The following is a 26,568-nucleotide window of genomic DNA, read 5'->3' on the forward strand; positions in this document are numbered from 1 at the left end:
CAGCACTATTTTAACCTTCAGGACTTCTCTCAATGGATATGAAATATCAGAACATCGACGCACTATTTGCTGGTTTAAATCGTTCTCTGAAAGGGGCCTTCAGCCCTGAAGAGCGTCGCGTATTGCGGCTGCTCGTAAAGCATAAAGCTTACGGACCGGCGTTATACCAGGTGATCGAGCTTGCCCTTCAGGATGGAAAAACCATTAGCGCGACCTCGTTTAATCTCGTTACGGCGCTGCTGGGGCACGCGCCCTTCCCGAAGACCTCTTACTGACGCCATTCTTGCCCGACATCCCGCCCGCAGCCTGACCTGCGGGCTTTTTTATGGCTTCTGTTCGTGGCATTATTATTTATATTATTTTTCTTATTTCATCTCATCTTTTCTGATCATTTATTGATCAATTCATTAAGGTGACTTTTTCACTTTCCGATAATAACGTGACGGGCAATTGAAATTTATTAAAACTTACATGAACAAAACTCAAGTTGTCATTTTTACTGATCTGGATCATTTTCCTTTATTTCTTTTGAGTGAAAAATGCATAATATATTTTATTCTATTTGCATTAAGGCGATCCCATAAGGTAAATTCACTCATCCGATCTCTTAAAATAGATATCAATAGGATTAATAGGGGCAAAAAGTGCGCTTTTTTCTCTGGATTACCAACGTCGTTTGGAGTCAAATATAGGGAAGTTCTTAAAGTCTAAAAATACCATCTATATTTCCGTTAAGTTATCAGTTTTTTTCTTAAATGCAGTGCAAGGGGTTCCTGTTGGCTTTTTTGATGTAACGCAAATATAGCCTCTGGAATATAAATGGCACTATCAATATTGGTAGGGTCTGGAAAAGGAGATCATTATATTGCCGCAAAAAAATCACACTTCGTAAAGCGCTTATGATTCTGTTTTTTAAGGTATTTATCTTAAATAGGATGAGTTCCTTATAAAGCAAAGCGAGATCGGTTACCCAATGAATACCCGCCATAATAAGAGCGAGCGCGTTCTTACGCCTGTCGGAAATTTATTGCTGTATGCATTAGGGGACCTGATGAACAGTCACTCATAACATGAATCTGGTGTGTGAAAATGGGAAAAGGAATTGACGGAGCCTCTGTCGCGCCGAAGGAACGTATTAATATCAAATACGTCCCTGCAACCGGCGGCCAGCAGGCCGAAATAGAACTGCCGTTGACCATGATGATCGTCGGCAATATGAAGGGTCGCACGGAAGAAACACCGATTGAAGAGCGTCAGACCGTTTCAATCGACAAGAACAATTTTAATAAGGTGATGAAGGAGTCCAACCTTGAGTTGAGCTTCGCCGTGCCTAACCGCCTTGCCGAAGAAAGCGAGGACGATCTTCCGGTTAAATTAAGCATTGAAACACTGGCTGATTTTTCTCCGGATCGTATCGCTGAACAGGTGCCGGAATTACGTAAATTGCTCGAGCTGCGCGAAGCGCTGGTGGCGCTGAAAGGCCCGCTGGGAAATATTCCGGCCTTCCGCAATCGTCTGCAGGATCTGCTGGCAAGTTCTGAAGCCCGTGAACAGCTTCTGAAAGAACTGGACTTAGTGAAACCCGCCGAGTAATTCGGCGGTTAACGAATAGGGAAAGAAGTTATGTCTACGGTTGAAGAACAATCCCAGGTTTCCGCAGCGGGGGCGTCGGCCTCACTGCTTGACGACATTATGGCGCAGGCGCGCATTACTCCTGTCGACGAAGCCTACGGCATCGCTAAGCAAGGTATTGCGGCGCTGGTTGCCAATATTCTCGACGGTGGTAACGCCGCAGAGCCGGTTAATAAGGCGCTGGTTGACAGCATGATCGTGGAGCTGGATAAAAAACTCAGCACCCAGGTCGATGCCATTCTCCATGCCAAAGAGCTACAGGAGCTGGAATCCTCCTGGCGTTCTCTGAAGCTGCTGGTTGACCGCACCGACTTCCGCGAAAACATCAAACTCCTCGTTCTCCATGCAACCAAAGATGAGCTGCTGGAAGACTTTGAATTTGCGCCGGAAATTACCCAGTCTGGTTTCTATAAGCACGTTTACTCGACCGGCTACGGTCAATTCGGCGGCCAGCCGATTGGCGCGGTAATCGGTGACTACGCGATGACCCAGAGCTCGCCGGACATCAAACTGATGCAGTACGTCAGTGCCGTCGGAGCGATGGCTCATGCGCCGTTTATCTCCTCCGTTGCGCCGACCTTCTTCGGCGTCGATCGCTTCACCGATCTGCCGACAATTAAAGATCTGAAATCGGTCTTTGAAGGCCCGGCCTACACCAAATGGCGTTCTCTGCGCGAGTCTGAAGACTCCCGCTACCTGGGCCTGACCGCGCCGCGCTTCCTGGCGCGTCTGCCGTACGATCCGGTTGAAAACCCGATTAAGGGCTTTAACTACAAAGAGAACATCAGCGCCAGCCACGAGCACTATCTGTGGGGTAACACCGCGTATCTGATGGGGACGGCGCTGACTGACTCCTTCGCCAAATACCGCTGGTGTCCGAACATTATCGGCCCGCAGAGCGGCGGTACCATCGGCGATCTGCCGGTTCACGTGTATGAAGCGATGGGCCAGCTACAGGCCAAGATCCCGACCGAAGTGCTGATCACCGATCGTCGTGAATACGAAATGGCGGAAGAGGGCTTTATCACTCTCACCATGCGTAAAGACAGCGATAACGCGGCCTTCTTCTCGGCGAACTCGGTGCAGAAGCCAAAAGTCTTTGCCAATACCCGCGAAGGCAAAGAGGCGGAGACCAACTACAAGCTGGGTACCCAGCTGCCGTACATGTTCATCATCAACCGTCTTGCACACTACATCAAAGTGCTGCAGCGCGAGCAGATCGGCTCCTGGAAAGAACGCCAGGATCTGGAACGCGAGCTGAACGGCTGGATCAAACAGTACGTGGCCGATCAGGAAAACCCGCCGGCAGACGTTCGCAGCCGTCGTCCTCTGCGTGCCGCACAGATCAAAGTGCTGGACGTCGAAGGCGAACCGGGCTGGTACCAGGTAGCGATTGCGGTACGTCCGCACTTCAAATACATGGGTGCCAATTTTGAACTGTCTCTCGTTGGCCGTCTGGACAAGGAGTAAGGGCTATGTCGTCTCTCTCGTCATGGGACAGAGGGAGCGCTGCCAGCCTGTTCGATCGTATTCGTGGCGCTGAGCGGGATCGCTCACGGGACGAGGAGCTGGAGTCGCTCCTCGCCTCGATCAAACGGCAGCTGGACAGGATGCTGAATACGCGTCCCGGCAGCTGCCGCAGCGCCCCTGAGCTTGGCGTCATTGATTTGAATGACGCCACGCAAAGCAGCGCGGACGTCCTCGGACGTATCCGCGAGGCTATCAGGCAGTGCATCTGCGAATACGAACCGCGCATTGTGAAGGTCGAGGTGTCGTCGTCCGCTAACGCAACCTCGCCGCTCGAAATGTCATTTCGGGTGACCGCACACGTGCGTCTGGAAGAGCTGGAGCAGCTAACCTCGTTCGATATTCATATGGACAGCCAACGCCACTACAGAATGATCTAACTATGTCGCTGGAACATTACTTCAGGGATGAACTTTCCTGGCTACGTCTGCAGGGCCGTCAGTTTGCCGAGGTGCATCCGGAGCTGACGCGTTTCCTGTCCGAGCAAACGACCGATCCGGATGTCGAGCGCTTGCTGGAAGGCTTTGCCTTTTTAACCGGCAGTCTGCGGGCCAAGATCGAAGATGAGTTTCCCGAACTGACCCACGGGCTGCTGAATATGCTGTGGCCGAACTATCTGCGCCCGGTGCCCAGCATGACCATTATGCAGTTTTCTGCGGTGCCCGGCGCGCTGGCCCAGCCGGCGTTCGTCGGTCGTGGTTGCCCGCTGGACAGCAAGCCGGAAGATGAGGTGGTTTGCCACTTCCAGACCTGCCACGACCTGTGGGTGTACCCGGCAGAAATTACGCACGTCAGCGCCCTGAGCGGCAACGACATCTCTGCGATTACCCTTGATATCGACCTGCATAGCGACCTGACGCTGGAAACGCTGGAGCTGGATAAGCTGCGTTTTTATCTCGGCGGCGACAGCTGGACCGCCTACGAACTCTACTTCTGGCTCTCCAGCAAGCTGTCGCATATCGAGCTGGAGATCGACGGAAAACGCTTCCGCCAGCCGGCAAGCCTGCTGAAAGCCATTGGCTTCGATCGGGAAGACGCGCTGCTTCCCTATCCGGGCAACGTCTATTCCGGCTACCGCATTTTGCAGGAGTATTTCTGCTTCCCGGAAAGCTTCCTGTTCTTCCGGCTTGAAGGCGGCGACTGGCCAGCACAGCCCATGCCGGTCTCCCGCTTTAAGCTGCATTTCTGCTTCGAACGGCCGCTGCCGCCGGAGTTGAAAATCCGCCCGGACTCTTTCCAGCTCAACTGCGTTCCGGCGATCAACCTGTTCCAGCATGAAAGCGAGCCGATCGATCTTAACGGCCGTCAGGTGGAGTATCCGCTGAAGGCCAGCTATCGGCAGGCGGACAGTTTTGAAATTTTCTCGGTGGATAACGTCGAGGGCTGGATCGAAGGTCAGCCGGGCCGCGCTCGTGGCGCAGCACGCGTCTATCAGCCTTTCGAAAGCTTCCAGCACCAGATTGAGCGGGCGCGGGGACGGCTGGCGCTCTACTACCGTATTCGCGTGCGTGAAGCGGTAAACGGCAACGGCTTTGAACACTCCCTGGCCTTTGTGCGCGGCGATGAAACCGACGTTATCGGGCTGGATGAATCGGTCTCGGTCACTCTGACCTGCACCAATCGCGGACGGGCGGCGCAGCTGCTGGTGGGCGATATCTGCGTGCCGACCGGCGATTCGCCAACCTTTGCCACCTTCCGCAATATTATCCGTCCGACCCGGCCTCTGCGTCCGGCCCTCGACGGCAGCCTGCAGTGGACGCTGATCTCCAACCTCTCCCTGAACTATGTCTCGCTGCTGCGTCGTGATGCGCTGGTGCAGGTCCTGCGCACCTACGACTTCCCGACCCTCTACGACAAACAGGCAGAGCAGGCGTCACGCAAAAGGCTGGCGGGGATCGAAACGATTGAAACCACGCCGGTAGACCGACTGGTGCGCGGGATGCCGGTGCGCGGCCTGAAATCGATCCTCTCTCTGCGGCAGTCGGCGTTTGCCAGCGAAGGGGAGATGTACCTCTTCAGCACCGTGCTGGCGCACTTCCTCTCGCTGTATGCCAGCGTGAACGCCTTCCACCTGCTGGAGGTACACAACCTCGATAACAAGGAGCGCTACCGATGGCCGGTGAAAGCGGGTCAGCACTCGATGATGTGATCGCCCGTGGGGAGATCTCGCGCTACACCTTCTTCCAGCTGGTGGAGCTGCTTAACCGTCTGGAATCGGTGGATGCCGAACGCGGGCAGGATTTTCACCCGCAGCAGGAGCGGCTGCGTTTTAAATCCACCGCCTCGCTGGGCTTTCACAAAAGCGATGTGGTGGGCATTGAGCAGGACGAGCAGGGGATGCACCACCTGGAGGTGGCGTTTCTCGGGCTGCACGGTAGCCAGTCGCCGATGCCGGGCTACTACCTGGACGATCTGGCCTGGGAGTACGCCCAGCAGGAACCGAAGCTGGGGCTGTTTTTTGATTTCTTCCACCACCGGCTGCTGACGCTGCTGCACCGGGTGTGGCGCAAATACCGCTATCACGTTCGCTTCCAGGACAACGGCGAAGACGGTTTTTCCCGCCAGATGTTCGCGCTGGTCGGACTGGGCAACGATGCGGTGCGGGAAAGCCTGCCGGTGAATCGCGCCAAGATGCTCTCCTACGCCGGGATGCTGGCGAGTCCCAGCCGCTCACCGGAAGTGGTGGCCGGTCTGGTGATGCACTGTTTTGACCTCGAGAGCGTCGAGGTCGAGGTCTGGCAGACGCGCAAGGTGACCATCTGCGAAGAGCAGCAGAATCGCCTGTCGCTGGCCAATATGCGGCTCGGCGACGATTTTGTTATCGGCGACAAGGTAAGCGACTGCGCCGGTAAGTTTTTATTGAAGATCAACAACCTGAGTTTTTCTGAATTCCTCAGGTTTTTGCCAAACGGCGACCAGTTCGAACCGCTGGTGCGTTTTGTCTCCTTCATTCTGCGCGATCAGCTGGCGTGGGATTTGCGACTGGGCTTCGGCGAGGCGCAGGCCAGCGGTATCCGGCTCGGGGATGATAAGAACGCCAGTCTGGGGTGGAGTAGCTTTCTGGGAGATCCGCCCGCGGATCCCTGGGTAACCATATGTGTGCAGGAGTAAGGCGTGAGCGACGGAAAACAGCAACTTTCCCTGTTAGTGCTCAACAGTGAGCAGCTGGAAGGAAATTCGCAGGTTCAGCACCAGTTTGGCGTTGAAGGAGGTTCGCTGGGATCGGCGGATCGGGATAGCTGGCGCCTCAGAGAGCGTCTCGGGGCGGTATTGCCCGAGCATGCGCGCATTGAGTGGGTCGACGGGCGCTTCTGCCTGTGCGACGTCAGCGGCCAGACCTTTATCAACGGCGCGACCTCACCCATTGGTCGCCAGCGTAAAGTCGCCCTGGTTCAGGGCGATGAGCTGCTGATTGGCCCGTTCCGTATCCGCATTTTCACCGACGGCGTGCAGGCGGAGCCGCAGCTGGATCAGATCCTCGGCAATCGTCGGGGTGACGAGATGGACGAGTGGTTTGAGGGCGATATGAACGGCTTTTCCGCGCCGGTAGAAGACCGTCCTCATACGGACAAACACAGCGATCCGCTCTGGGCGCTGAATCAGGAACGCAACAGCGCTGCCGCCATCCTCAGCGGGGCCAGCAATATCGACAGCATGCTGCCGCAACTCAATTCTTTTACGGGAATGAAAGACACGATGAGCCAGGAATTTATCGAACTGCCGGACGTACAGAGTTTTGATGGCGCGCTGAACGGCGGCGTCTCCCTGTCGTCGCTGATGCACGGCCTGGGACAAACTCTGCCCTGTGACGGCGGGCCGCAGACCCAGGAAATGCTGCGCGAAATGGGCAAAACCCTGCGTGCGATGGTGGAAGGACTGCTGACGCTGCAGGCCGAACAGGCGGCGCTGGCCGATAAGCTGCTGCGCCCGATTGAAGACAACCCGCTGCGCCTGGGCCTCGGCTATGACGAAACCCTGTCGCTGCTCTTTGCCGACAGCAAAAGCCCGGTCCACCTCTCGGCTCCGGCGGCGGTGGCGGAAGTGCTGCGTAATATCCGCATCCACCATATCGCCAATCAGCAGGCGATCCAGACCGCGCTCCACAGCATGCTGCAGGCCTTCTCGCCGGAGGTGCTGCTCCAGCGCTTCAGCCACTATCGTCGCGGGGCAGAAGACGATGCGCTGGACAACGGCTGGGCGTGGAACATGTATCAGCACTACTTCAACGAGCTGACCTCCTCGCGCCAGCAGGGATTCCACAAACTGTTCCAGCAGGTTTATGCCCAGGCCTATGACCGTGCGGTGCGCGAAAACCAGGAGTCACGCTAATGCTGCGACTGGCGCTGCTGGTTTTGATGGCGTTTACCCTGTCGGGCTGCACCGCAGTCGGCAAAATGTGGGATGTGGCAAAGAACCCCGATATCCAGGTCGGCAGCAATAACGATCAGCCCTCCACCGTGGCCTTCAGCATGGTGGCGGAGCCGGATATGAACCCCAACGAGAGCGGCGATGCCTCGCCGGTCGAGTTTCAGGTCGTGATGCTGTCGGAAGACTCAAGGCTGCTGGCGACCGATTTCGATCAGGTCAGCAGCGATATCGAAGCGGCACTGGCCAAAAACTATATCGATCACCAGGACTACACCCTCCTGCCGGGCCAGTTCAAATATCTGCCGCCGGTCAAGCTGGACGAGAAAACGCGCTATATCGGGGTGATTGCCCGCTATGCCGATCCCGACAGCGCCGAGTGGCGCAAAGTGATCAAAGTAAAAAACACCGGACAGGCATACCAGATTCTGGTGCACCTGCGTCTGGATGAAGTCGACTTACAGCAAGAAGAAGAATAACTATGTCTATGCGAAATCGGGTCATCTGGCGGGAAGGGCTGTTTATTAAGCCGCAGCATTTCCAGCAGCAGCAGCGACACATCGACTATACCCTGCACGCGCGTCTCAGCGCGGTCAGCGACAACTATTACGGCCTGCTCTCGCTGACCATCAATGAAGAGTACCTTAACTTCGGGCGAATCGCGCTGGTCAGCGCGACCGGCGTAATGCCGGACGGGACGGTATTTAACATCCCCGGTGATGACGCTCTGCCGCCGCCGCTGGAGATCGCCGACGCCTCGGTCAGTAACCAGAAAGTCTATCTCGCGATCCCCCTGGCGGTCAGCGGCGTGAATGAAGTCAGCCAGCAGGGCCAGCAGATTGCGACGCGCCTGGAAGCACACCGCTACGACGTGCGCGACCTGCACAGCGAAGGCGGCGACGTGGTTTCCCTCGAAGTGGGCCGCACCAGCCTGCGGCTGATGCTGGAGCGCGAAGACCGCAGCGCCTATGCCTCCATGGCTATCGCCTGCATCCTCGATAAACGCCCGGACGGCGGCGTGGTGCTGGATCCGGCATTTATGCCCTGCAGCGCCAGCGTTGCGGCGATCCCGGTGCTTAAACGCTTCCTCGGCGAATCGGCCGGCCTGGTCGCCGAGCGCGCCCGCAGCCTCTCCCAGCGCATTGCCGCACCGGGCCAGCAGGGCGTGGCGGACGTGGCCGAATTTATGATGCTGCAGCTACTGAACCGCACGCAGCCCCAGCTCTCCCACCTGGCGCGTCTGGGCACGTTGCACCCGGAGCGGCTGCATGAAACCCTGGTGCAGTTTTGCGGCGAGCTGATGACCTTTACGGATGAATCCCGCCTGCCGCCGGAATTCCCGGCGTACCGTCATGATGACCAGCGCATCAGCTTTGAACCGCTGATGCACGCCATGCGGCAGGCGCTCAGCACGGTGCTGTCGCCGCGTGCCGTCTCCATCCAGCTGCGCAAACACCCTTACGGCATCACGATGGCCGTCGTCGGCGAGAGCGAACTGCTCCACAGCGCCGAGTTTATCCTCGCCGTCCGCGCCCGTATGCCGCAGGAGCAGCTGCGTAAACAGCTGCTGCAGCAGACCAAAGTCGCCTCCAGCGAGAAGATCCGCGAGCTTATCAGCCTCCAGTTGCCGGGGATCCCTCTGCTGCCGTTGCCGGTTGCGCCGCGCCAGCTTCCGTATCACGCGGGCTACAGCTACTTCCAGCTGGACCGTCAAAGCCCCGCCTGGCAGGTGCTGGTTCAGGGCAACACCCTGGCCTTCCATATCGCCGGCGAATTCCCGGAGCTGGATATGCAGCTGTGGGCCATCCGTGGCCAGTAATCAGGAGCAGAAATAATGGCTATCGAGGTACTGAAAAACGACCAGATGGGGGAGCTGCTGTTTGAGCACGCCCGGCAATTGGATATGGATTCCGACTTCTGGTTCCGCATGCGCGGGCAGAGCATCAATCCCATGGTGGATGCCGTCACGCCGCTGCTGGGCATGGTGGCCCGCGTGCGCCAGCTCGACCTGTATGAGAACGTCCCGGCGCTGTATCAGACCGTAGTGTCTGAAATTCAGGCCATTGAACAGGAGCTGCACGGTCACGGCTATGAAAACGGGGTAATCCTCTCGTTTCGCTACATCCTGTGCACCTTTATCGATGAAGCCGTGATGGGCAAAGAGTGGGGCAGCCAGAGCGTCTGGTCGGAAAACTCCCTGCTGGCGCGTTTCCATAACGAAACCTGGGGCGGAGAGAAAGTCTTCGCCCTGCTCGACAAACTGCAGGAAGAGCCCCAGCGCTACCGCGACATTCTGGAATTTATCTGGCTGTGCCTGGTGCTCGGTTTTCAGGGACGCTATCGCGTAATCCCCCAGGGACAGGGGGAATTTCTCGCCGTGATCCGCAAGCTGCATCGCCTGCTGCGTCCGGAAGCGGTGAACGCGCCGACGGTCTTTCACCTCGACCTCGGGCAGCAGGCTTCACGCTACCGGCTGCGCAAACAGGTGACGCTACGCACGCTGTTTATCGGCCTTTGCGGGCTGCTGGCGATCGTTTTTGGGCTTTACCACTACCAACTCAGTAACCAAACCCAGGACGTGCTTCGTCAGTTGGGAGAATTATTAAAATAAGGGGAACAACCTGTGATTCGCATCGACTTGCCCGTTCTTGTTGACCGACTGAATCCCATCTGCCGCCATATGCTCGAAGAGGCGGCGGCGCTGTGCGTCAGCCTCCAGGGGACGGAGATCCGCATTGAACATCTGCTGCTGAAAGCGCTGGAAACGCCGCTCAGCGACGTGCGCCTGATCCTCAATAAAGCCGAAATGACGGTCGAGGATGTGCGCACGCTGCTCCAGCCCGATGCCCAGGATAAAAGCCTGACGCCGGGCTATCCGGCCTTCTCCCCGCTGCTGGTGGAGCTGCTACAGGATAGCTGGCTGCTGGCCTCGGCGCAGATGCGCCACGGGCAGCTGCGCAGCGGTGTTCTGCTGCTGACGCTGCTGATGACGCCGCACCGCTATCTCTCCAATGCCCTGAGCCGCCTGCTGGCGGGGATTAACCGCGACCTGCTGAGCCAGCAGTTTGACGAGTGGGTAAAAGGATCGGCGGAAGGCGAAATCGTCAGCGCCGGGAGCGAAGCCGCGGCGGTGGCGACGGACAGCACGCTGCTGGGGCGTTTCACCCAGAATATGACCGAACAGGCGCGTCAGGAGACGCTCGACCCGGTCCTGTGCCGCGACGAAGAGATCGACCTGATGATCGACATTCTCTCTCGTCGGCGTAAAAACAACCCGATTATCGTCGGCGAAGCCGGGGTCGGGAAAAGCGCCCTGATCGAAGGGCTGGCGCTGCGGATCGTCGCCGGTCAGGTGCCGGAAAAACTGCGCGACGTCGAACTGCTGACCCTGGATCTTGGTGCCATGCAGGCGGGTGCAGCGGTCAAAGGCGAGTTTGAAAAACGCTTTAAGGGCGTGATGCAGGAAGTCAAAGACGCCCCGCGTCCGGTGATCCTGTTTATCGACGAAGCCCATACCCTGATCGGGGCCGGTAACCAGGCCGGTGGTCTCGACGTCTCCAACCTGATTAAACCCGCGCTGGCCCGTGGCGAGCTGCGTACCATCGCCGCCACCACCTGGAGCGAGTACAAGAAATACGTCGAAAAAGATGCCGCTCTGTCACGCCGCTTCCAGCTTGTGAAGGTGGGGGAACCCTCCGTGGAGCAGGCCACGGTGATCCTGCGCGGCCTGCGTGCGGTATATGAAAAAGCGCACGGGGTGCTGATTGACGAGGCGGCATTGCAGGCGGCGGCTTCCCTGTCCGCCCGCTATATCTCCGGGCGTCAGCTGCCGGATAAAGCCATCGACGTGCTGGATACTGCCTGTGCACGCGTGGCGATCAATATGACCACGCCGCCGCGCAGCGTCAGCCATCTGCAAACCCGTATTCAGCAGCGGTCGATGGAAATCACCCAGCTGGAACGCCAGACCCGTATCGGCCTGGGGGATCATGACGAGCGCCTGACCCTGTTACAGGAAGAGCAGGAGAGCGATCGCCAGGCGCTGACGGCGCAGGAAGAGAACTGGCGTCAGCAGCTTCAGCAGGTGGAACAGATTGTCGCCCTGCGCGGCAAACTGCTGAGCGCGTCCGATGAGGCGGTGACCGACGAAGAGAGCGCCGAACTCAAGGCGCTGGAGCAGGCTCTGGACGCGCTGAAAACGCCGGAGGTTCGGGTATCCGCCCACGTGGATGCCACGCAAATTGCCGGGGTGATTGCCGAGTGGACCGGCGTGCCGGTAAACCGCATCTCCCAGAGCGAAATGGAGGTGGTCACGCGCCTGCCGGATTACCTGGGCAACACCATTAAGGGCCAGGCCCTGGCGATTCAGCATCTGCATAAACATCTGCTCACCGCCCGCGCCGACCTGCGCCGCAGCGGACGCCCGCTGGGTGCCTTCCTGCTGGTGGGGCCGAGCGGCGTCGGGAAAACCGAAACCGTGGTGCAGATTGCCGACCTGCTGTTTGGCGGTCGCAACTACCTGACCACCATCAATATGTCCGAGTATCAGGAGAAGCACACCGTTTCCCGCCTGATTGGCTCCCCGCCGGGCTATGTCGGCTTTGGCGAGGGCGGCATCCTGACCGAAGCTATCCGCCAGAAGCCGTACTCCGTGGTCCTGCTCGACGAAGTGGAGAAGGCTCATCCGGACGTGCTGAATCTCTTCTACCAGGCGTTTGACAAAGGCGAGCTGGCCGACGGTGAAGGGCGGATTATCGACTGCAAAAACGTGGTCTTCTTCCTGACCTCAAACCTCGGTTTCCAGACCATCGTCGATTATGCCAGCCGCCAGGATGCGCTGCTGGACGCGCTCTACCCGGAACTGGCCGCCTTCTTCAAGCCGGCGCTGCTGGCGCGTATGGAAGTGATCCCGTATTTGCCGCTGGGCCACGACACCCTGAAAGAGATTGTTACCGGCAAACTGGCCCGTCTGGTCAGCCTGCTGGAAACTCGCTTCGGGGCCGAAGTGGCTATCGACGACGCGGTGCCGGAAGAGATCCTCCGCCGGGCCAACCGCAGCGAAAACGGTGCCCGCATGCTGGAGTCGATTATCGACGGGGCGCTGCTGCCGCCGGTTTCCCTGCAGCTCCTGCAGCGGATGTCGGCGGGCGAACCGGTCAACCGCATCCGCTTCAGCCTTGAGGCGGATGCGTTCGTCTCGGTGGTGGAGGGGTAATCATGCATCGCGCACTGGCCTTCGCACTGTCGCTCACCACCCAGGAGGATGAACCGGGGCTGAACGACTGGTTACTGAAGACGCTGGATGAGCACTGGCAACCGCGTGGAGTTCTGCTGGCGCTGTCGGATGTGAGCGGCCGCCAGCTGGAGTGCTACGGCCGGGTTAACGGCCGCGCCGTGAGCATGACCCTGGAGGCGAGTGATTTTGGTCACCCGCTGGCCGGTGTGTTGCACAACAACCAGGCGCGTATCTGGGAGACGCTTAACGGCGGGGCGCGGATTGAGCACGCCGCGTTTCGTGCCCTGCTGCAGGATATCGGGCCACAAAACGGCCTGTATGCGCTACCGGTCCGCGACGCGCAGGCGAAGACCCTCGGCATACTGGGGCTCTTTGCCGATGCCGACCGGCTGGAGCTGTGGCGGGACGAGGAGGATCTGATGCTCCTGACCCGCATCTATGCCCGGCAGCTTGCCAGGGTCCAGGTGATGCGTCATAGCCAGCGCGAGCGCAGCGCCCTGCGCGACTCCCTGCGCCAGATTACCGGTGAAAGCCGCCAGCGGCAGCAGCAGGCCAGCCTGCTGGACATGCAGCTTATCGGCCAGTCCGACGCCATGCGCCGCCTGCGGGAGCATATCGGCCAGATCGCCGGACACTACCTGTCGGTGCTGATTCAGGGAGAAACCGGCACCGGAAAAGAGGTCGTGGCGCGACTGGTGCATCAGTGCTCCGGGCGATCCGAGCGTCCTTTTGTTGCCATCAACTGTGCGGCAATCCCGGAAAACCTGATTGAAAGCGAGCTGTTTGGCTATCAAAAAGGCGCCTTTTCCGGGGCGCAAAACAATAAAGAGGGGCTGGTGGCGCAGGCCAACGGCGGCACGCTGTTCCTTGACGAAGTGGGCGATATGCCCGTGGTGATGCAGGCCAAGCTGCTGCGGGTGCTGGAAACCCATAGCTATCGGCCTCTGGGCGGCGATAAAGAGCGGCACTCTGACTTTCGCGTGATCGCCGCGACCCACCAGCCTCTGGAACAGCAGGTGGCGGAAGGGCGATTCCGGCAGGACCTCTACCACCGGCTCTGTCAGAGCCAGATGCAGCTGCCGCCGCTGCGCGACCGGGCGGAGGATATCTCTCTGCTGTGTGGGCACTTTATTGCGGAGTTCGGCGCCCGGGAGGGGAAACATTTTGGCTCCCTTAACCGGACGCTGCTGGCACAGCTGCTGAATTACCGTTTCCCGGGCAACGTCCGGGAACTGCGCAATGTGCTGGAGGTCGCCTGCGCTCAGGCCGGAGACGGCGAGGAGATTGGCCTCCAGTCCCTGTCGGAAGAGGTTATCGAGCGGATGCAGAGCGGCAGCATCAATGTTGGAGATGACTTCTGCCATATCCACGATCTGCGTCAGGCGCTGCTCGACTATGAAGCCACGGTCATCGCCGCCAGGCTGCGCCACTTCGATGGCAACCGTCATCGGGCGGCGGAAAGCCTCAACATTCCCCGGCGCACGCTGGATCACAAGTGCCTGAAACTGGAGGTGCAGTAATGGGATTACTCAGCATGTTGCCGCTGCTGGCGTCGGCGCTGACGCCAGACGCGCAGGCGCAGGACAGCCGTTTTCAGCTCTGCCAGAAAGAGCCGGAAGCGCAGGTGCGGTTGGCCTGCTATGACGCGCTGGCCCGCGTCCGCTCTCCGGCTTCAGGCCAGACGGACGAGGAACGCGGCGGATTCCGCCTGGAAAATGACGCGCTGAGCGACGGGAGTATGACGCTGACGCGTGAGGCGGGCGCAGGCGTGAGCTTTAGCGTCGCCTGTCTGAACCAGATCACCCACGTTCGGGTACGCCTGGCGCAGCCCTGGGAAGGGGAAACGGTCGCCGCCATGACCGACGGTATCCCGGCCTCCGGCAACTGGTTTGTCCGCGATCGCGGGCATCTGCTGGAGTTCGGTCGCGGCCTGGTGGCGATTGACGAACTGAAGCGCTGGGCCGGCGTGCGTGAGCTGGTCCTGACCGGTGCCGAAGGCCGGGAAGTGCGTATTCCGCTCGCCGGTCTTGGCGAGGCGGTGAAACCGCTGCGCCAGCAGTGCAGATGGTAGGGGCCGCGATGGAACACCGTCATCCCTGGTGTCAGCGACTGCTGACGCCGCTTTCCGCAGAGGCCGCCGCTTCACCCATTGCCGGAGACGATCCGCTGTGGGAGAAAGTCGAAACGGAGATGGTCAAGATTGGTTCGCTGGCCCACGGCCAGATCAATCTCAATGACGTCGCCGAAAACTGTCTGCTCCTGCTGGAGAGCAAAACCAAAGATATGCGCGTGCTGGTGCAGATGCTCCGCTGCTTACAGCATCCGGCAAAAGCCACGCCGTTCGCCACCGCCCTGATGCTGCTTGACTGCTGGGTGAGCGCGTTCTGGACCACGGCCTGGCCCGCCAGCGCCATGCAAAAACAGCGTCTGATGGTGCAGATCGTCAAACGCTTTGCCGGGGCCAGCGAGCGCATGAGCGAGCAGGCGTCCGGAGCGGAGCTGGCGCAGGTGATTACCCTCGCCGAGCAGTTCAGTGAAACCTGGCTGCAGGCCGCGCCGGACAAAGGCGATCTGCTCGACGAGCTGATTCTGCCCCTGCGGCGGGTCCGTCAGCGCCAGCAGGAGCAGGCAAAAGCCAACGAGCAACCGGCGTCCGTTGCCGCGACGCCGCTGGTCACCACGCGTCAGAGCGCGGGGGCGCTGGAAATTGATACCAGCAACGAGCGCGGCTGGCGGCAAACGCTGCTGAAAGTGGCCGATACCCTGACGGAACAACAGCCGGAACAGGCGATGGGCTATCGGCTGCGCCGCCATGCCATCTGGCACAGCATCACCGCGCCGCCCGGCACCTCGCGGGGCAATAAAACCCAGCTTGCGCCGGTTTCCGCCGACAGAGTGAGCGAGTACGACGCGGCGCTGGCGCAGGTCGATGTCGCCCTTTGGAAGCAGATTGAACAGAGCCTGACGCTGTCGCCCTACTGGTTTGAAGGGCACTGGCTCTCGGCGAGGGCGGCAGGTGGCCTCGGCTATGCCGACGTGGCGACGGCCATTGCCGATGAGCTGAACGCTTTTTTGCAGCGGATAACCCCCCTGAAAACCCTGGCATTCAGCGACGGTACGCCGTTTTTACCCCCGGCCTGCGAAGAGTGGCTTCGGGAGAGTCAGGGCCAGAGCGGCGGTGCAGGTCAGGCGGCGGATCTGGCCGGTGATGTGCGCAAGCTGCTTAAAGATAAAGGATTGAACGCGGCGCTGGCGCTGCTGGAAGACCGTTCTTCCCAGCAGACTGAGCCACGGGATCGTTTTTACGCCGGGTTGATGCTGGCTGATCTGCTCGCTGCCGACGGTATGAAGGCGCTGGCGGGCTGGCACTACCAGCAATTGTGGCAAGAATCGCAGCGCCTGGGACTATTGCTGTGGGAACCAGGACTGGTTAAGCGCCTTGAGCGCAGCGCCAGGATCCGCGGATAACAGGACATTCAGAGTAAACGGTAACCTATGTTAAAGAAGATCATCACCTTGCTTCGGCCGCTGCTGCCGAAACTCAAATTCTCCTGGCTGCTGGTGGGCCTGGTGTTATGGGTAGCCATTCTGGTTGTCGTCTGGTGGCTTGGGCCGCGTCTGACGATTGCCGATTCACGGCCGCTTGAGAGCATCTGGTCGCGGGTGATTTTCACCCTGGCCTGGCTGTGGGTTGCCTGCGGCTTCAGCCTCTGGCGTATCTGGCGTCGCATGCAGCAAACAAAGGCCGAGAAACAGGCGCTGGCGGTCAGCGAAAGCGATCCGCTTCAGCTGTATGTCGATAACCAGCAGCGGTTCCTCGACGGCTGGCTGGAGACGCTGCGCTGCCATATGGGCGGCAGCGTCCTGTACTCGCTGCCCTGGTATCTGATGGTCGGGCTGCCGGGCAGCGGGAAAAGTAGTCTGGTGCACCGCGCCAATACCGCCAACAAACTCAATACCCGCCTGTCGGCCGAGCTGCGCAGCGTGGCCAGCGATCAGAAAGTGGACTGCTGGCTGGGCGAAGAGGCGATCATTATCGATCCCAAAGGCGAACTGCTCCTGCAGGCCACTTCGGATCTTGAGCCGGAAGAGGTGAAAAACGAACGCCTGTGGCAGCACCTGCTGGACTGGCTGACGGAAAACCGCAAGCGCCAGCCGCTGAACGGCGTGGTGCTGACCCTCGATCTCGGCTGGCTCTCGCATGCCGACGTGGCCGATCGTAAAGCCAGCGCCCAGCTGCTGCGCGCGCGCCTGCTGGATATCTCCGCCACGCTGAATACCCGCCTGCCGGTCTACTTTGTGATGACGCGTCTCGATCTGCTGAATGGCTTTAACGACTTCTACCAGCACCTGGATAAAGAGACCCGTCAGTCGCTGCTGGGGGTCACCTTTAGTTCTCAGAGCGAAGGGCTACAGGCGTGGCTGAACGAGCTGGAAACCTTCTGGGATCGCTGGATTGAGGGGCTGAACGATAACCTGGCCGACAAAATGCTGCCCTGGACCGGCGAAACGGGTGCGGCGGATATTTTCTCCTTTGTCCGCCAGCTGGCGGGCCTGAAGGATTTTGTCACCGAGCTGCTGACCGATGTGATGGGCGAAGAGGACAAGTCTACCTTTAACGTGCGGGGAATTTACTTCAGCTCCGTCTGGCAGCAGGGCGTGCCCTTTGACGCCTTCGCCCACGCGGCATCCCAGCGCTATAAGCTCCCGGAGGCGATCTACACGTCGGCGCGGGGAGAATCCAATACCTTCTTCGTACGCGACCTGTTCCGCGGCGTGGTGTTCCCGGAGGCGCATCTGGCCGGTGAGAGCCGCCTGCATCGCAGCTGGCGTCGTCGGCGGATGTCGATTGGCGTCAGTATTATGGCGATTGCCGGGCTGGCGCTGATCGCCGGCTGGCACCACTTCTATCGGGTGAACGAAACGGCCGGGCAGAACGTGCTGGCCCGCGCCCAGCAGTTTATCGCGACTCGTGATGTGGCGGAGAGCCAGGCCTTCGGGGTCGATCTCCTTCCGCGTCTGAACCTGATCCGCGAGGCGACCCTGTCGTTCGGCGACTACCGCGAGAAATCACCGAAGTTTGCCGATATGGGACTTTACCAGGGGGATCGTATCGGTCCTTACGTTGAAGGCTCCTACCTGCAGCTTCTGCAGCAGCGCTTCCTGCCCGCGCTGATGAGCGGCCTGGCCGACGATTTACGCCGGGCGCCGGCCTCCAGCGAGGCGAAGCTCTCGGTGCTGCGCGTAATGCGCATGATTGAGGATTCGTCCGGGCGTAATAAGCCGCTGGTGGAGCAGTTTATGGCTCAGCGCTGGCAAAAAGCCTTCCCTGAGCAGGGCGCGGTGCAGGAGCAGTTGATGCAGCACCTGAAATACGCCCTCGACCACACGGACTGGCATAAAGCGCGGGAAGAGAAAGATGCGGCGTCGATAGCGGCCTGGCAGCCGTTCTCTACGCCGGTGGTGGAAGCCCAGCGCGAGCTGAGCAAGCTGCCGCTCTTCCAGCGGGTTTACCAGAGCATGCTGGTTCGCGCCAAAGACACCCTGCCGCCGGACTTGCTGATTAGCGACGAAATTGGTCAGAGCTTCGACAGCGTCTTTACCCTGCGTAACGACTCGGCGGGCGTGGTGCCGCGCTTCTTCACCTGGCCCGGCTTTAACGACTATTTCGTCCGCCAGGACAAAACCCTGTTCGACCTGACCGCGCTGGATGCCTGGGTGCTGGGGCTGCGCGAGCGCGTCCAGCTCAGCGAGGCGGATCGCAAGGAGATCCAGCGCCAGGTTAACGATCGTTACATCACCGACTACGTTAACCACTGGCAGAAAACGCTGGCCAACATGGACGTGCAGCCGATGGATACGCCGGAGCAGGCGCTGGCGCTGCTGACCACCATCACCGGTAACGAACAACCGTTCCGCCGGGCGATGACGGCGCTAAGCGATAACACCGGTAGTCGCACTTTTGCCGATGAAACGGCTGCCACCACGCGGGATATCAACGCCCGCATCGCCCGTCCGTTTATCCCGCTGAATGAGACCCTCAACGGCCACGACGATAAGGTGGCGCTGATCCAGGAAGTGAACCAGAAGCTGACCGACCTGTACCACTGGCTGGAACAGATCGTCAACGCGGTCAATCCGGGCGCGGCGGCGCTGAAGGCGATTCAGCAGCGTCAGGCAAATCCGTATACGGATCCGGCCTTTACTCTGCAGCAGTATGCCCGCGGCCTGCCTGCGCCGCTGGACCGTTGGGTGAACCAGATTGCCGATGAAGTCTCCGGCCTGACGGTGAACCTGGCGATGTCCTCCCTTAACGACGCCTGGAGCGAGAAAGTGGTCGGGCCGTTTAACGACCAGCTGGCGCACCGCTATCCGTTCGATCCCGCCGCCGAGGACGATGCGCCTCTGTCGGAAATCGAACGCTTCTTTGGTCCTGCCGGGACGCTGGACAGCTTCTATCTGACCAACCTCAAGCCGCTGGTGGATGCCGGTCTGCTTGAGCGGGAATCCGGGAGCGAAGTTCAGCAGGAGCTGCAGCGCCAGCTGGAGCGCGCCCAGCGCATTCGCAGCACCCTGTTTAACGCCCAGGGCGGCCTGGAAGTGCACTTCGTGATGGAGCCGATTGAGCTGACGGCCAACAAGCGCCGCAGCGTCCTGAACGTCGACGGTCAGCTGCTGGAATATACCCACGGTCGGCGGCAGAAAATCCCGCTGGTGTGGCCAAACGCGCTGCGCGACGGGGCGGAAAGCAAACTGGTGCTGGTGCCGGATGATTCCAGCCGTTCACCGCGCAGCATTGCGTACTCCGGTCCGTGGGCGATGTTCCGTCTGGTAGACAGCGCGGCACGAACCCAGAGTAACCGGGGCGCTTTCGATGCGCGCTTTGCGGTGGATAACGGCTCCATGACCTACCGTATTTACAGCGATGAAAGCCATAACCCGTTTGTCAGCGGACTGTTCAGCCAGTTCACGCTGCCGGAATCGCTCTATTAATTTTTCGGGGCCTTCTGGCCCCTTTCCCTGAATGGATTGACGGTTATGCACGATGCACAGCAAGCCCTGAAAGTGGGTCGCGACCCACGGATGTTGCCGGAATACGAAAGATTGCGCGGCGAAATCAACAAACTGAGTCACGCCTCACGCCCGGAAGTGGACTGGGAGCTGGTACACCAGATGGCCCAGCTGATTTTTGAAAAGCAGGGGGTCGATCTGCAAACGGCGATCTACTTTACCCTTGCCCGTTCACGACTCTACGGCCTGCACGGTTTTACCGAAGGCTGCGAGTTTATGGCGAATCTGATTGTCACCCAGTGGGAAAACTTCTGGCCACCGCAGCATCAGCAGCGGGCGCGTATCGATATGCTGGACTGGTTTATCGCCCGCGTCAGCGATGTGATCCGCCAGTACAACATCAGCCATGAAGATAAGCGTTTTATCTACCGCTGCGAGCGGGCGCTGCAGCTAATGAGCGAAAAGCTGCACAACGCCGGGCTGAGCCGGGTGCCGCGCGTGGAGAATCTGATCCACTTTATCGAGGGCTATACCCATCTGTTTGACGAGTCGGAGATCGTCATTGTTTCCGATGAACAGAACCTGCATAAGCAGGATATGCAGATCCCGCCGATGGTCTATTTCCGTCCCGACGGCGATACCGGCGATATGCCGGGTCAGCAGGCGCTGCCCGCCGGCAGCATGATTATCGGGCGTGAGAAGGGCACCCTTAAGCCGACGGTGCTGAAAATTGAAGCCCATAAAAAGGCGAAACCGGCCTGGTTCTGGTTTGCCGCCGGTTTGCTGGCCTGCGCGCTGCCGGTGGCCGCGTTCTCCGGCTGGTCGCACTGGGATACCGCGCAAACCACCCGCACCCGCGATGCTATCAATATGCTGGAGCAGCCCGCCCGTGCGCTACCCGGCGCGCTGAACGCGAATCAGCTGCGGGAAGTGCGCATTGCGCTCGGCGAGCAGACGCTGCACGAGATGGAGCCGCAGGTCACCAATGATTACCAGGCGCAGCTGGCTCGCGTCCAGCAAACCTCGCCGCTGTGGCTTTATCAGTACGCCGACGATCTGCGCCATTCGGTGCGGATACTCTATCCCGACTCGCTGGCGGTGAGCGCGATGGACACCCAGTGGCAGCAGATGATCCGCAGCCGTCAGGGCGATCAAAAAAGCGAGGCGGCGTGGAATGCGGCGAATCGCGGGGTCGACAATATGCAGGCGCAGCTGCTGGATCTTGAGCGTAAGCGCAAAACGGTCACCATCTCCTGGCTGAAATCCGCGCTCTATGACATCCAGAAAAATATGAACAGCGACACGCCGTTTAGCGTGCGCCTCCAGCAGCTGGAAAAACGGCGGGCGGCCAGCGAGACCATCAGCGAGGCGGAAATGAACACCCTGATGGATGAACTGAAATCGCTCAACGTGCGTATGTATAACCTGCAACAAACCCGCAAGGAGCCATGATGGCGAACGCAACATCTGCACGCTGGCTGCTGTGGCTGGGGATCGGCCTGCTCGGCGGCTGCGCGCAGCCGCAGGCGCCGCTGACCGGGAAGGCGCTGGAGCAGGCGGCGGCGCAGGGCGATGTCCATGCGCAGTACATCCTGGCGCGTCAGCTGGCGGAGCGGCATGAATATCCTCGCGCCATGCAGCTGATGCAGACGGTTGGCAATAAGGGCGCGATCTCTTCCGCCACCGCCTACGAGCGCAGCGAAGCGGCGCGGCAGGTGGGCGACTGGTATCAGGCCGGGCTGGGTGAACCGCGCAACGAGCCGCTGGCCGTCACCTGGTGGGAAAAATCCTCTTCGCTGGGCAACGCCCGCGCCAGCTATCAGCTGGCTCTGCGCTGCCAGCAGCAGCACGGCGGAGAGGTGACGACCGACTGTATCGATGTCTGGGAAAAGGCCGCAGAACAGGGCCACGGTGGGGCGCAGCTGGCTCTGGCAACCTGGTTTGCCCGGCATGAAGGGGCTTCGCAAAAGGCGCTGTCGTGGCTGCAAAAAGCGGCGGACCAGCAGCAGCCGGAAGCCCTGTATCTGCTGGCCCAGCGCTATGAAAAGGGCGAGGGCGTAGATAAACGCGAAGATATGGCGGAGCGCCTCTATTTACAGTCGGCGGAAAAAGGCTATCCGGCGGCCCAGCGCAGGCAGGGAGAGCGGCGAGAGGGGAAAGTGGCGTTCGACTGGTATCTGAAAGCGGCCGGGGGCAACGATCCCGCCGCCCAGCGCTGGATGGCCGTCGCGCTGCTGGAAGGGAAAGGCGCGCCGCGCAATGAGCCACAGGGCATGGCCTGGCTACAGCGCGCGGTGAAGGGCGGGGATCCCCAGGCGCAATATCTCTACAGCCAGCGACAAACCCGGGAAGAAGATCGGGAACGCTACCTTGAGCTCTCGGCGAAAGGCGATTATAGCGACGCCCAGCACGCGCTGGCCGGGATCTACACCGGCCGTGGCGAGGATACGCGGGCGCGTAAACTGTGGGCCAGCCTGGCGCAGAAGGGCGATCCTCAGGATCGCTATGCCTATGCGGAAATGCTCCGGCTTGGGCAGGGCGGCAAAGAGGAGTTTGCCGAAGCCTTTAAACAGTACCGGCTGGCGGCGATGCAGGGGAATCGCCAGGCCCAGTACCGAATGGGCATGATGCGTCAGGAAGGGATGGGCGCCACGCGTAATCGCATTCACGCTTACGCCTGGTACTCCTTAGCCACCACCAAAGGCATGCGGGAAGCGCTGGCGGCGCTCAACGATCTTGAGGCCACCATGAAACCGGAAGAAATTGAATCGGCGCAAAAGCTGGCGATGCTGTGGGGAAAACAGATCGCAAAGCGTAACGGCGAAGAACGGTTGTAAACCTTTTCCGATCCCGCACCCGGTTCTCGGGTGCGGATATTCCCTTTATTACGTTCCTTAATTAATGGAGTGATTAATTCGCTATTATTTTTCGTTGTGTTATCTGAATTTCTATTTTTGTCATAAATATTCTAACTCTCTTTCATTAAGCAGTTTAACAAATATTCGCATGAATTATGTTCCGTTATTATTATTGTTTTCGTGAATGCATCTTAGATTATTCTCAAAACAAAGATAAATAAAATTTGCGATATTTACATGGAATGAAAAGCTTTCTATGATGCCTGTTCAGGATAGATAACCGCACAATAGCCGTCGCAAGGAGGTACTCATTTTTATATGAGTCGCGCGACAAGGAGCTGCATATGCATGGAAAGCACGTCCCTCGCCTGGCCTTTTATTCCCATGACACTATGGGGCTCGGCCATATCAGACGAAATTTGTTGCTAACCGATGCGGTATTAAAAGCCGTACCGAAGGCCGAAGTTTTACTCATTAACGGCGTGCGCGAGTCCGGTAATTTTTATCTGCCGAAAGGCGCGGATATTATTACGCTACCCTCCTATTTTAAAAATTCCGAAGGGGATTACCTGCCGCGTTCTCTGGGGGGCAGCGTACGTCGACTGGCTGCGCTGCGTGCCAGCACCATCTCCGCCGCGCTGGAGGCCTTTTCGCCGGACATTGTGATTGTCGATAACGTGCCAAACGGTGCGATGTCGGAGCTAAGAAGCGTGCTGCCCCTGCTGGCCCAGAAACAGATCCAGGTGGTACTGGGGCTGCGCGACATTATCGATGAGCCGGAGGCGGTCGAGCGGCAGTGGCAAAAGCTCAACAATGTCGCCACCCTGCGTGACTACTTCTCCGCCGTCTGGGTCTATGGTGATCCGCACTTTTATGACCTGATCCGCGCCTATGACTTTGGCGAGGCGATCCGCGATAAAACCACCTTTCTTGGCTACCTCGATGCCCGACGACGCCCGCGTAAAATCCTGCCGGCGGCGGAGATCGTGCCCGGTATCGACAGGCCTTACACGCTCTGCGTCGTGGGTGGTGGTCAGGATGGCTTTCAGCTGGCATCCGATTTCGCCCGCGCCGACTTTCCGCAGGGCAGCATGGGCGTGCTGGTGACCGGTTCGATGATGCCTGTCGCCGAGCAGGAGGCGCTTAAACAGATCGCCGATGGGCGGAACGACCTGCTGATTGTCGGCTTTGTGGCTGAACCGCTGGAGCTGCTGCGTCAGGCGCGGTCGGTGGTAGCGATGGGCGGCTACAACACCACGACCGAGATCCTCTCCTTTCATAAGCGGGCGCTGATCGTTCCCCGGGTATCGCCCCGTCTGGAGCAGTGGATACGCGCCTCGCGGCTGGCGGCGCGTGGGCTGGTGACCTGTATCGATCCTCAGGATATGTGCGTTGCGCGATTAAATACGTGGCTGCGGCAGTCAACGCTGCCGCCGGACCCGCGTGAGCAGCTCAATTTTAACGGCCTGGAAGGCTTTGTGGACAATATTAAGCGCCTGTTTGAGAAGCGCGGTGTCCGGCTGAAAACGTCACAAAAGGAGTGGGTGGAATGAGCCAGAATACACTGAATGCCAGGCCTTATACCGGCTATGTTCTGAAGCGATATCCGCGTTTTTCTGAAACCTTTGTGGTCAATGAGATTCTCGCCCACGAGCGCGTTGGGCTACAGATCGACATTTTTGCCCTTGGCCCGGTGGAGGAGAGCCATTTCCAGGATGGGATCTCCCGCGTCAGAGCGCCGGTCACCCGGCTGGCGGACAAGCAGCGTAATACCGAATCCCTGTGGCTGCTGCTGCAGCGGGCCTGTCGGGAACTGCCGCACTTTGCGACGCGTCTTGCCAGAGTGTCGCACCCCAACGTGCATGAGCTGGCGCAGGCCATCATGCTGGCGCTGGCGGTTAACGAGCGGGGGATCCAGCATCTTCATGCCCACTTCGCGACCCGTGCCGCTACGGTGACCCGGCTGGCGGCGCTGTTCAGCGGCGTGAGCTGGTCGTTTACCGCCCATGCGAAAGATATTTACTACCCCTATGAAACCTCGACGGAGATCGAAGGCAAGCTGCGCGATGCGGCTCAGGCCATTACCGTTTCCGATTACAACCTGAGCTGGTTACGCCAGCGTTACGGTGATAGCGCCCGTCGGGCGATGCGTATTTATAACGGTATCGATCTGGCGCAGTTTTGCTGGCAGGTGCCGGAGAACCGCCCCCGACATCTCTTTGCCGTCGGACGGCTGGTGGCAAAAAAGGGATTTGGTGTGCTGATCGATGCCCTGCATCTGCTGCATCAGCGCGGGGAGGCGTTTCACTGCACCCTGACCGGTGAGGGGCCGCTGCGCGATGCGCTGCTCACCCATATTGCCCGCCTCGGGCTGAGCCAACAGATTACCCTGACCGGTTCGCGCCCGCAGCCGGAGGTGATTGCTGCCATGCGTGAGGCGGCAATGGTGGTTGCGCCCTGCGTGGTCAGCGAAGAGGGCGATCGTGACGGCCTGCCGACGGTCCTGCTGGAGGCCATGGCGCTGGGCACGCCGGTGATTTCGACGCGGGTGGCCGGAATTCCTGAACTGGTGAGCAATCTGGAAACCGGCCTGTGCATTGAGCCGAACGATCCGCATGCGTTAGCCGATGCTATCCAGCGGCTGTTTAACGACCCGTCGCTGTCGGTAGCCCTCTCCGTTCAGGCCAGGATGCGTATTGAGCGCGATTACGATATCGACAGGAACAGCGCCCGGCTGCGTGAGGTGTTTACCACCGCCGCAGCATACCCGGCGTAGCACAAGGAAAAGCGTATGAAGGTTGCGTATATCTGTGCCGATCCGGGGATCCCGGTATTTGGCCGCAAAGGCGCGTCAGTCCATATCCAGGAAGTGCTGCGCGCCCTGTTGCAGCGCGGGGCGGAGGTGACGCTTTTCGCCCAGCGATTGGGAGAGGCGGTGCCGGAAGCCTTTCAGGCGTTGACCGTCCAGTCGCTGGCGGCACTGCCGTCGGGTAAAGACGCCGAAGCGCGTGCCCGTGCGGCGCTGGCGGCTAACCCGACGCTCATTTCACAGCTTAACGATGCGGGCCCCTTCGATCTGGTTTACGAGCGCTACTCTCTGTGGAGCCACGCGGGGATGACCTATTCCCGGGAGGCGGGCTGTCGCAGCGTACTGGAGGTCAACGCTCCGCTGATCGATGAACAGCGGACCTGGCGCGAACTGCCGTTTGAGACCGAAGCCGAAGAGGTGCTCCGTCAGGCGCTGGCGGCGGCCGGGACGATTATTGCCGTATCGCCGGGCGTAAAGGCCTGGCTCGATGGCTATCCGCAAACCGGCGGCCGCACCCACGTAGTCGCCAACGGCGTCAACCTCCAGCGCTTTAGCGGCCTGGCGCGACACGAAGGGACGATACCCACCGTCGGTTTTCTCGGGACGTTAAAGCCCTGGCACGGCGTGCAGACTCTGACGGCCGCTTTTGCGCTGCTGCACCAGCGAGGGCGTCGGGTTCGACTGTCGATTGTCGGAGACGGGCCGGAGTACGCGACGATACACCGATGGCTGGAGGAGCGCGGTCTGCTGGCCGCGACCCACTTTGCCGGTGCGGTGCCGCCGGATGCGGTGCCTGCCCTGCTGGCGGAGATGGATATCGGCGTGGCGCCCTATCCGCAGATGACGGGGTTCTATTTTTCGCCGCTGAAAATTTACGAATATATGGCGGCGGGCGCGGCGGTGATTGCCTCCCACACCGGTCATCTGGCGGAGGTGGTCAGCGACGAGCGCACCGGGCTACTGGTGCCGCCGGATAATCCGCAGGCGCTGTGCGAAGCCATTGAACGCCTGCTGGATGACGACGCCCTGCGTCAGAGACTGGGCAGTGCCGGTCGCCAGCAGGTGGCGAGCGAGCATGGTTGGGATCGTGTGGTGGCCCATATTCTGCAGCTGGCCGGGCTGCAGTGAGG

The 26,568-nt window shown here is 59.8% G+C and carries 20 protein-coding genes; all 20 read left to right on the plus strand.

Annotated elements, in window-relative coordinates; translation table 11 throughout:
* Positions 1–32 precede the first annotated feature (32 nt).
* The gene (locus tag EDF81_RS16435) at positions 33–275 is read left to right on the plus strand and encodes a hypothetical protein (protein WP_123349234.1); all 243 of its coding nucleotides are present in this window, start codon (positions 33–35) and stop codon (positions 273–275) included.
* An 814-nt stretch (positions 276–1,089) separates the two neighbouring features.
* The gene (gene tssB, locus EDF81_RS16445; RefSeq protein ID WP_123349236.1) at positions 1,090–1,593 is read left to right on the plus strand and encodes a type VI secretion system contractile sheath small subunit; all 504 of its coding nucleotides are present in this window, start codon (positions 1,090–1,092) and stop codon (positions 1,591–1,593) included.
* A 30-nt stretch (positions 1,594–1,623) separates the two neighbouring features.
* Complete coding sequence (gene tssC, locus EDF81_RS16450; protein WP_123349237.1) at positions 1,624–3,102, plus strand: type VI secretion system contractile sheath large subunit; 1,479 nt, start codon at positions 1,624–1,626, stop codon at positions 3,100–3,102.
* Between the two features lie 5 nt (positions 3,103–3,107).
* Positions 3,108–3,539 carry a type VI secretion system baseplate subunit TssE gene (tssE, locus tag EDF81_RS16455; protein WP_123349238.1) on the plus strand — a complete coding sequence of 144 codons (432 nt, stop codon included), beginning with the start codon at positions 3,108–3,110 and terminating at the stop codon, positions 3,537–3,539.
* A gap of 2 nt (positions 3,540–3,541) precedes the next feature.
* Positions 3,542–5,308, plus strand: coding sequence for a type VI secretion system baseplate subunit TssF (gene tssF, locus EDF81_RS16460; protein ID WP_123349239.1), 1,767 nt, complete (start codon positions 3,542–3,544; stop codon positions 5,306–5,308).
* Entirely contained in the window at positions 5,272–6,270 is a 999-nt protein-coding gene (gene tssG, locus EDF81_RS16465) for a type VI secretion system baseplate subunit TssG (protein WP_123349240.1), read from the plus strand. Before tssF ends, tssG begins: the two co-directional genes overlap by 37 nt.
* A gap of 3 nt (positions 6,271–6,273) precedes the next feature.
* A complete protein-coding gene (tagH, locus tag EDF81_RS16470; protein WP_123349241.1) occupies positions 6,274–7,488 on the plus strand; it encodes a type VI secretion system-associated FHA domain protein TagH in 1,215 nt (404 codons plus the stop codon).
* Positions 7,488–8,003, plus strand: a complete 516-nt coding sequence (gene tssJ, locus EDF81_RS16475) for a type VI secretion system lipoprotein TssJ (RefSeq protein WP_123349242.1) — start codon at positions 7,488–7,490, stop codon at positions 8,001–8,003. The genes tagH and tssJ overlap by 1 nt, the downstream gene beginning before the upstream one ends.
* A 2-nt stretch (positions 8,004–8,005) precedes the next feature.
* The gene (gene tssK / locus EDF81_RS16480; protein ID WP_123349243.1) at positions 8,006–9,343 is read left to right on the plus strand and encodes a type VI secretion system baseplate subunit TssK; all 1,338 of its coding nucleotides are present in this window, start codon (positions 8,006–8,008) and stop codon (positions 9,341–9,343) included.
* A 15-nt stretch (positions 9,344–9,358) separates the two neighbouring features.
* Positions 9,359–10,135, plus strand: coding sequence for a type IVB secretion system protein IcmH/DotU (gene icmH, locus EDF81_RS16485; RefSeq protein WP_184999547.1), 777 nt, complete (start codon positions 9,359–9,361; stop codon positions 10,133–10,135).
* A gap of 12 nt (positions 10,136–10,147) precedes the next feature.
* On the plus strand, positions 10,148–12,739 hold the full coding sequence (gene tssH / locus EDF81_RS16490; RefSeq protein ID WP_123349244.1) for a type VI secretion system ATPase TssH: 2,592 nt from the start codon (positions 10,148–10,150) through the stop codon (positions 12,737–12,739).
* A gap of 2 nt (positions 12,740–12,741) precedes the next feature.
* A complete protein-coding gene (locus tag EDF81_RS16495; RefSeq protein ID WP_123349245.1) occupies positions 12,742–14,280 on the plus strand; it encodes a sigma-54-dependent Fis family transcriptional regulator in 1,539 nt (512 codons plus the stop codon).
* Positions 14,280–14,831 carry a type VI secretion system-associated protein TagO gene (locus tag EDF81_RS16500; protein WP_123349246.1) on the plus strand — a complete coding sequence of 184 codons (552 nt, stop codon included), beginning with the start codon at positions 14,280–14,282 and terminating at the stop codon, positions 14,829–14,831. The genes EDF81_RS16495 and EDF81_RS16500 overlap by 1 nt, the downstream gene beginning before the upstream one ends.
* Positions 14,832–14,839: 8 nt before the next feature.
* Positions 14,840–16,228 (plus strand): type VI secretion system protein TssA, encoded by a 1,389-nt coding sequence (tssA, locus tag EDF81_RS16505; protein ID WP_123349537.1) that lies wholly within the window; start codon positions 14,840–14,842, stop codon positions 16,226–16,228.
* A gap of 27 nt (positions 16,229–16,255) precedes the next feature.
* A complete protein-coding gene (tssM, locus tag EDF81_RS16510) occupies positions 16,256–19,753 on the plus strand; it encodes a type VI secretion system membrane subunit TssM (protein WP_123349247.1) in 3,498 nt (1,165 codons plus the stop codon).
* A 45-nt stretch (positions 19,754–19,798) separates the two neighbouring features.
* Positions 19,799–21,223: a VasL domain-containing protein gene (locus EDF81_RS16515; protein WP_123349248.1), complete on the plus strand. Its 1,425-nt coding sequence runs from the start codon at positions 19,799–19,801 to the stop codon at positions 21,221–21,223.
* The gene (locus EDF81_RS16520) at positions 21,220–22,608 is read left to right on the plus strand and encodes a tetratricopeptide repeat protein (RefSeq protein WP_123349249.1); all 1,389 of its coding nucleotides are present in this window, start codon (positions 21,220–21,222) and stop codon (positions 22,606–22,608) included. The genes EDF81_RS16515 and EDF81_RS16520 overlap by 4 nt, the downstream gene beginning before the upstream one ends.
* A gap of 365 nt (positions 22,609–22,973) precedes the next feature.
* Positions 22,974–24,182: a glycosyltransferase family protein gene (locus EDF81_RS16525; RefSeq protein WP_221180826.1), complete on the plus strand. Its 1,209-nt coding sequence runs from the start codon at positions 22,974–22,976 to the stop codon at positions 24,180–24,182.
* A complete protein-coding gene (locus tag EDF81_RS16530) occupies positions 24,179–25,405 on the plus strand; it encodes a glycosyltransferase family 4 protein (RefSeq protein ID WP_123349250.1) in 1,227 nt (408 codons plus the stop codon). The genes EDF81_RS16525 and EDF81_RS16530 overlap by 4 nt, the downstream gene beginning before the upstream one ends.
* A gap of 15 nt (positions 25,406–25,420) precedes the next feature.
* On the plus strand, positions 25,421–26,566 hold the full coding sequence (locus EDF81_RS16535) for a glycosyltransferase family 4 protein (RefSeq protein WP_123349251.1): 1,146 nt from the start codon (positions 25,421–25,423) through the stop codon (positions 26,564–26,566).
* The last annotated feature ends 2 nt before the right edge of the window (positions 26,567–26,568 follow it).

Source organism: Enterobacter sp. BIGb0383, assembly GCF_003751845.1.
Lineage (GTDB): Bacteria > Pseudomonadota > Gammaproteobacteria > Enterobacterales > Enterobacteriaceae > BIGb0383.

Bases quoted from the DNA above. Each gene is read 5' to 3' on its own strand.
- EDF81_RS16435 (WP_123349234.1), top strand. From the start codon at position 33: ATGGATATGAAATATCAGAACATCGACGCACTATTTGCTGGTTTAAAT.
- tssB (WP_123349236.1), top strand. From the start codon at position 1,090: ATGGGAAAAGGAATTGACGGAGCCTCTGTCGCGCCGAAGGAACGTATT.
- tssC (WP_123349237.1), top strand. From the start codon at position 1,624: ATGTCTACGGTTGAAGAACAATCCCAGGTTTCCGCAGCGGGGGCGTCG.
- tssE (WP_123349238.1), top strand. From the start codon at position 3,108: ATGTCGTCTCTCTCGTCATGGGACAGAGGGAGCGCTGCCAGCCTGTTC.
- tssF (WP_123349239.1), top strand. From the start codon at position 3,542: ATGTCGCTGGAACATTACTTCAGGGATGAACTTTCCTGGCTACGTCTG.
- tssG (WP_123349240.1), top strand. From the start codon at position 5,272: ATGGCCGGTGAAAGCGGGTCAGCACTCGATGATGTGATCGCCCGTGGG.
- tssJ (WP_123349242.1), top strand. From the start codon at position 7,488: ATGCTGCGACTGGCGCTGCTGGTTTTGATGGCGTTTACCCTGTCGGGC.
- tssK (WP_123349243.1), top strand. From the start codon at position 8,006: ATGTCTATGCGAAATCGGGTCATCTGGCGGGAAGGGCTGTTTATTAAG.
- icmH (WP_184999547.1), top strand. From the start codon at position 9,359: ATGGCTATCGAGGTACTGAAAAACGACCAGATGGGGGAGCTGCTGTTT.
- EDF81_RS16495 (WP_123349245.1), top strand. From the start codon at position 12,742: ATGCATCGCGCACTGGCCTTCGCACTGTCGCTCACCACCCAGGAGGAT.
- EDF81_RS16500 (WP_123349246.1), top strand. From the start codon at position 14,280: ATGGGATTACTCAGCATGTTGCCGCTGCTGGCGTCGGCGCTGACGCCA.
- tssA (WP_123349537.1), top strand. From the start codon at position 14,840: ATGGAACACCGTCATCCCTGGTGTCAGCGACTGCTGACGCCGCTTTCC.
- tssM (WP_123349247.1), top strand. From the start codon at position 16,256: ATGTTAAAGAAGATCATCACCTTGCTTCGGCCGCTGCTGCCGAAACTC.
- EDF81_RS16515 (WP_123349248.1), top strand. From the start codon at position 19,799: ATGCACGATGCACAGCAAGCCCTGAAAGTGGGTCGCGACCCACGGATG.
- EDF81_RS16520 (WP_123349249.1), top strand. From the start codon at position 21,220: ATGATGGCGAACGCAACATCTGCACGCTGGCTGCTGTGGCTGGGGATC.
- EDF81_RS16525 (WP_221180826.1), top strand. From the start codon at position 22,974: ATGCATGGAAAGCACGTCCCTCGCCTGGCCTTTTATTCCCATGACACT.
- EDF81_RS16530 (WP_123349250.1), top strand. From the start codon at position 24,179: ATGAGCCAGAATACACTGAATGCCAGGCCTTATACCGGCTATGTTCTG.
- EDF81_RS16535 (WP_123349251.1), top strand. From the start codon at position 25,421: ATGAAGGTTGCGTATATCTGTGCCGATCCGGGGATCCCGGTATTTGGC.